The following is a 4881-nucleotide window of genomic DNA, read 5'->3' on the forward strand; positions in this document are numbered from 1 at the left end:
CGGCGGCCGCGAGCGGGGTGCCGATCGAGCTGCCGGCCGCGGTCGGGCGCCGCGACGGCTCGGGCGTCGGCGTGGCGCAGCCCATCGCCGCCGTCGGCGGTCCGCTCGGCGGTGGTGACAGCGCTGATGCGGCACCGGATGAGCCCGTCGTCGAGGGTGAGCAAGGGACGCTGGAGCTGGAGTAGCGACGCGACGTCCTGGGTCCGAGTCGCGCTTCACGGCGGAATACGGCTCGAAGCCGCGACTCAGACCCAACACGCGACCCACGCCCAGGACGTCGGTCACCGTTGGCCCGGGGTTGCGGCGTTGGCCGGGTCGTGACGTGGGCCGTCCCCCTGCTGCCCATTCTCTTGGCCGCGCACGCGCGCCTCAAGCGGACTATGGAGGCGCTTCGCGCCGGCGATGACCGCTTGACCCGCGCGCCCGCGGCTAAGAACGGGCAGCTATCAGGGGGACGGGGGAAGAGCGGCGACGACTCCCGCGGCGTTGGCCCCGTTACGGTGTGGCGTTGGTGTCGCTGAGCGTCCACATCGCGAGATTTCGCCGTGATTCGTGGGCCATCACGAGGATTACCCCAGCATCAACACCCCTACAGTCATGTTGAAGCTCACGTAATCCTCGTGATGTAGACGATCCTGGATGATCACCGCCGTCCACAACCCGACAAAACGGCGCGAAACGGGCACAACAACAGGGAGGCGTTGTGCATCCCGAAGTGATCGCCGATGATCATCGCGTGGGGCGGGCGACGCCGTGGAGGACGCCGTCGAGGAACTGCTCCAGTTGCTCGCGGGTCGGGATGCGGTCGGGGTTGTGCAGCATCCAGTGCAGCGTCGGCGCCGTGACGATCTCGGCCATGACGTCGAGGTCGATGTCGTCGCGGAGCTCACCCCGTTCGATGGCGCGCTGGAGGGCCGCCTGGGTCAGGGCGCGGCGCGGCGCGATGACCGCCGACCGGTACTGGGCGTCCAGCGCCGGGTAGCGGGTCATCTCGCCGATGAAGCACGCGTACACCTTGCGGTTGCGCGCCGACTCGCGGCCGCGGGCGGCCGCCTCGAACAGCGCCAGCATGTCGTCGCGGATCGAGGTGCCGGGCAGCGTCGGCAGCGGGCCCTTGAGCTCGGCGACGGCGTCGCAGATGAGGCTCTCCAGACCCTTCCACCGGCGGTAGACGGTGGTCTTGCCGACGCCGGCCCGGGCGGCGACGCCCTCGATGGTGGTCCCGGCGATGCCGGACTCCGCGAGCAGGTCGAGGGTCGCCTCGATGATCGCCCTGTCGGCGTCCTCGCTGCGCGGCCGGCCGCTGCGCCGCTGCTCCACCGGAGCGATCTCCGTCATCTCAACTCCTCACGATCTCCGGCTCCGATGCCTCCGCCGCGTCGGGCGCCGGGCCGCGCGACCGGCCGGGCAGGAACACGCCGACGACGAGCACGCTCAGCGCCGCCACCGCGGCTCCCAAGAAGGCTACCCAGTGCACGCCGCTGAGGAAGGCCTCGAACGCCGGGCCGCGGACCTGCGCCACGACGCCGGCCCGCTCGGCCGCCTGCATCGTCGTGCCGATCGACTCGGCGGCCGCGTGCCGCACCTCCGACGGCAGCACGCCCACCGCGTCCTCGACGCCGGACCGGTACCGCGCCGACAGCACCGCGCCGAGGATGGCGACCCCCAGGGCGCCGCCGACCTGCCGCATCGTGTTGTTGACGGCGGATCCGACGCCGGCCTTCTCGCGCGGGACGGCGGCCATGACGGCGGTCGTGGCCGGCGGCATGACGTTGGCGATGCCGGCGCCCTGGACGAGGAACGCGAGCAGCAGGAACCACACCGGCGTCGACTCGTCGATGAACCCCATCGCCAGCAGGCTCAACGCGACCAGGCCGAGACCCGTCCCGGTCACCGCGCGGATGCCCCACCGGCGCACCGCCGTCGACGAGAACGTCGAGAACACCGTCTGTGCCACCGCGAACGGCAGGAACATCAGGCCGGTCTCCAGCGGCGAGTACCCGCGGACGATCTGCAGGTAGAACGTCATGAAGAAGAACGTCCCGAGCATGGCGAAGAACACCAGCCCGATCGTCGTCACCGAGGCCGAGAACACCGGGTTCCGGAACAGCCCGACGTCCAGCGCGGGGTGCGTCGAGCGCCGCTCGAACCAGACGAACAGCGCCAGCACGGCCAGGCCGCCCAGCGTCGAGCCCCAGACCAGCGGGTCGGTGACGGTCGCCCGCTCGCCGCCCTCGATGATGCCGTAGACCAGCAGCGTCAGGCCGACGATCGACAGCAGCACGCCGCCGGGATCCAGCCGGCCGGGCGAGGGGTTGCGCGACTCCGGCACCAGCCACGCGATCAGCGCGAGGCCGATGACCACGACCGGCACGTTGATGAGGAACACCGAGCCCCACCAGAACCGCTCCAGCAGCGCGCCGCCGAGGACCGGCCCCAGCACGACGGAGATGCCGACGGAGGCGACCCAGATGCCGATGGCCCGGCCGCGCTCCTCCGGCTCGAAGACCTGGGTGATGATCGCCAGCGTCGCCGGCATGACGGCGGCCGCGCCGACGCCCATGAACGCCCGGGCCGCGATCAGCTGCTCCGGCGAGCTCGCGTACGCCGACACCGCCGACGCGATGCCGAACAGCAGCAGCCCCAGCATGAGCATCCGCCGGCGGCCGAACCGGTCGCCGAGCAGACCGAACGTGAACAGCAGTCCGGCGAACACGAGGGTGTAGGAGTTGATCGCCCACTCCAGCTCGCTCTGGGTGGCCGAGAGATCGTCCTGGATGGTTCGGAGCGCGACGTTGAGCACCGTGTTGTCGAGCACGACGACGAGCAGGCTCACGACGAGGACGCCGAGGATGCTCCATCGCCGGTTGTGGATCGTCGCTTGGTCCACGATGGCGGGTCCTTCCCTGCTTGCTCTTTCGATACGCTTCCGTGCCGTATCGTTTCCCGCGGACGACGCTAGACCTCCACGCTCCGATACGCAACCGTCGCGTATCGCTATTTCGCGAACTCTCAGCGAAATCACAGCCGCCACCGCGCATCGTGGCCGCGCACCGAACGGGAGGAGAGAGCCGTCCATGAACAGGCCAGCGGGTGTCGTGGGTCACGGGGCCCGGAAAGGCTGGCAGACTGCCGTCATGCGCCATGTCGCTCGCCGCATCCTGCCCGCCGCGCTGGTCGCCGCCACGCTGGCCCTGACCGCGTGCAGCGACGACGACGGCGACGGCGGCGGCACGCCCGACGGCGACCCGCAGGCGCAGCTCGAGACCGCCGCCGACCTGCTCAACGAGGCGTCCAGCGTCACGTTCACGCTCGAGGGCGAGGACCTCCCCGACGACGGCACGGTCGTCGTCGGCGGCGAGGGCGTCGCGGTGCCGCCGTCGTCGTTCGAGGGCGAGATCCGCATCCGCGCCGGCGCCCTGCCCGCCACCATCCAGGTCGTCTCCGTCGACGGGAAGCTGTGGGCGCAGCTGCCGCTGACCAGCGGGTTCGACGAGGTCGACGCCGAAGAGCTGGGGTTCGGCGACCCCGGCCTGCTGATCGATCCCGACCACGGCGTGAGTCAGCTGCTCACGTCCGGCTCCGACATCACGGCCGGCGAGCAGGTGCGCGTCGACGGCGACGTCTACGACCAGGTCGAGTCGGTGCTTCCGGGCGAGCTGGTCGGCGAGGTGCTCACCATCGCCGACCCGTCCGCCGAGGTCCAGGCCGTGTGGGCGCTCGACTCCGAGACCGGCCAGCTGCGCCAGGCCACGCTGACCGGCCCGTTCTACGACGGCGGCGACGAACAGACCTACACCGTCCGTCTCGACAAGTACGACGAGCCCGCCGAGATCAGTGCTCCGGAGAGCTGAGCGGACCGGCCGCGCCGCGCTCGTCCTCGGGGTCGTCGGCGTCCTGCTGGCCGCCGCCGACACCTACGTCATCGTCCTGGCGCTGCCGGACATGATGGTGGGCGTCGGGCTGGACGTCGACGAACTCCAGCGCGCCGCTCCCCTGGTCTCGATGTTCCTGCTCGGCTACGTGGTGGTGCTGCCGCTGGTCGGGCGGGTCTCCGACGTCACCGGCCGGCTGCCGGTCCTGACCGGCTCGCTGCTGGTGTTCACCGCCGGCTCGCTGCTGACGGCGTCGGCCGACGGCGTCGCGGGCGCGGTGGTCGGCCGGTTCCTGCAGGGCGCCGGCGGCGGCGCGCTGGTCCCGGTGACGCTCGCACTCGTCGCCGACCTGTGGCCGCCTGAGCGGCGCGGGGTGCCGCTCGGGCTGGTCGGCGCGGTACAGGAGCTGGGCTCGGTGCTCGGGCCGCTGTTCGGCGCGGCGATCCTCGCGGTGGCGGACTGGCGGGCGATCTTCTGGGTGAACTTCGCGGTCGGCGCCGTGCTGTTCGCCGGGACGGCGGCCGGACGGCGACGTCGCGCGGCCGCCGAGGCCGAGGCGTCCGATGCCGCACCCGGCCGGTTCGACCTCCTCGGCGCGGTTCTCGGGCTCGGCGCCCTGGCCTGCGCCGGCGTCGCCGTCAGCCGGCCCGCGTCGCTGGAGCAGAGCGTCCGGTGGGGCGAGCTGCTGGTCCCCCGGCTCGACGACCACGAGTGGACGACGCCGCTCGCGCTGGCCGCGGGCGTGCTGGCGGTGGGGTTCGTCGCCCGCGAGCTGACCGCCCGCCGGCCCCTGCTGCCGTTGCGCCGCACCCCGGCGGTGCTGCGGGCGGCGGACCTGCCCGGCGCGTTGCTGCTCGGCGTCGCGCTCGGCGGGATCGTCCTGACGTTCGCCGTCGCCGACCCCGCGGTCGAGCTGATGGCGCCGTCCGGGCCGTGGCTGCTGGCCGGGTCCGCGGTCGCGCTGGCGGCGTTCGCCTGGCGGCAGCGCCGCGCCGCCGCGCCGCTC

Annotated in this window: 5 protein-coding genes; 3 read left to right on the forward strand and 2 right to left on the reverse strand. The window is 72.4% G+C overall.

Annotated elements, in window-relative coordinates:
• A partial coding sequence (locus DY240_RS06075) for a hypothetical protein (protein WP_147375207.1) occupies positions 1-185 on the forward strand: 185 nt, incomplete at its 5' end.
• A 544-nt stretch (positions 186-729) separates the two neighbouring features.
• Here DY240_RS06075 and DY240_RS06080 read toward each other — a convergent pair.
• Positions 730-1338 carry a TetR/AcrR family transcriptional regulator gene (locus DY240_RS06080; protein ID WP_119659060.1) on the reverse strand — a complete coding sequence of 203 codons (609 nt, stop codon included), beginning with the start codon at positions 1336-1338 and terminating at the stop codon, positions 730-732.
• Between the two features lies 1 nt (position 1339).
• Positions 1340-2890, reverse strand: a complete 1551-nt coding sequence (locus tag DY240_RS06085) for a DHA2 family efflux MFS transporter permease subunit (protein ID WP_199700915.1) — start codon at positions 2888-2890, stop codon at positions 1340-1342.
• A gap of 247 nt (positions 2891-3137) precedes the next feature.
• Between DY240_RS06085 and DY240_RS06090 the strand changes: the two genes are divergently transcribed.
• Both DY240_RS06090 and DY240_RS06095 read left to right on the forward strand, forming a co-directional pair.
• Positions 3138-3854 carry an LppX_LprAFG lipoprotein gene (locus DY240_RS06090; RefSeq protein ID WP_158602754.1) on the forward strand — a complete coding sequence of 239 codons (717 nt, stop codon included), beginning with the start codon at positions 3138-3140 and terminating at the stop codon, positions 3852-3854.
• Positions 3838-4881, forward strand: a 1044-nt coding sequence (locus DY240_RS06095) for an MFS transporter (RefSeq protein ID WP_119659062.1), incomplete at its 3' end; no start/stop codon positions are given. The genes DY240_RS06090 and DY240_RS06095, both read left to right, overlap by 17 nt.

The sequence above is a fragment of the Jiangella rhizosphaerae genome (assembly GCF_003579925.1).
Classification (GTDB): Bacteria; Actinomycetota; Actinomycetes; order Jiangellales; family Jiangellaceae; genus Jiangella; species Jiangella rhizosphaerae.

Coding starts and splice junctions, on each gene's coding strand:
- DY240_RS06080 (WP_119659060.1), bottom strand. CDS start 1,338: ATGACGGAGATCGCTCCGGTGGAGCAGCGGCGCAGCGGCCGGCCGCGC.
- DY240_RS06090 (WP_158602754.1), top strand. CDS start 3,138: ATGCGCCATGTCGCTCGCCGCATCCTGCCCGCCGCGCTGGTCGCCGCC.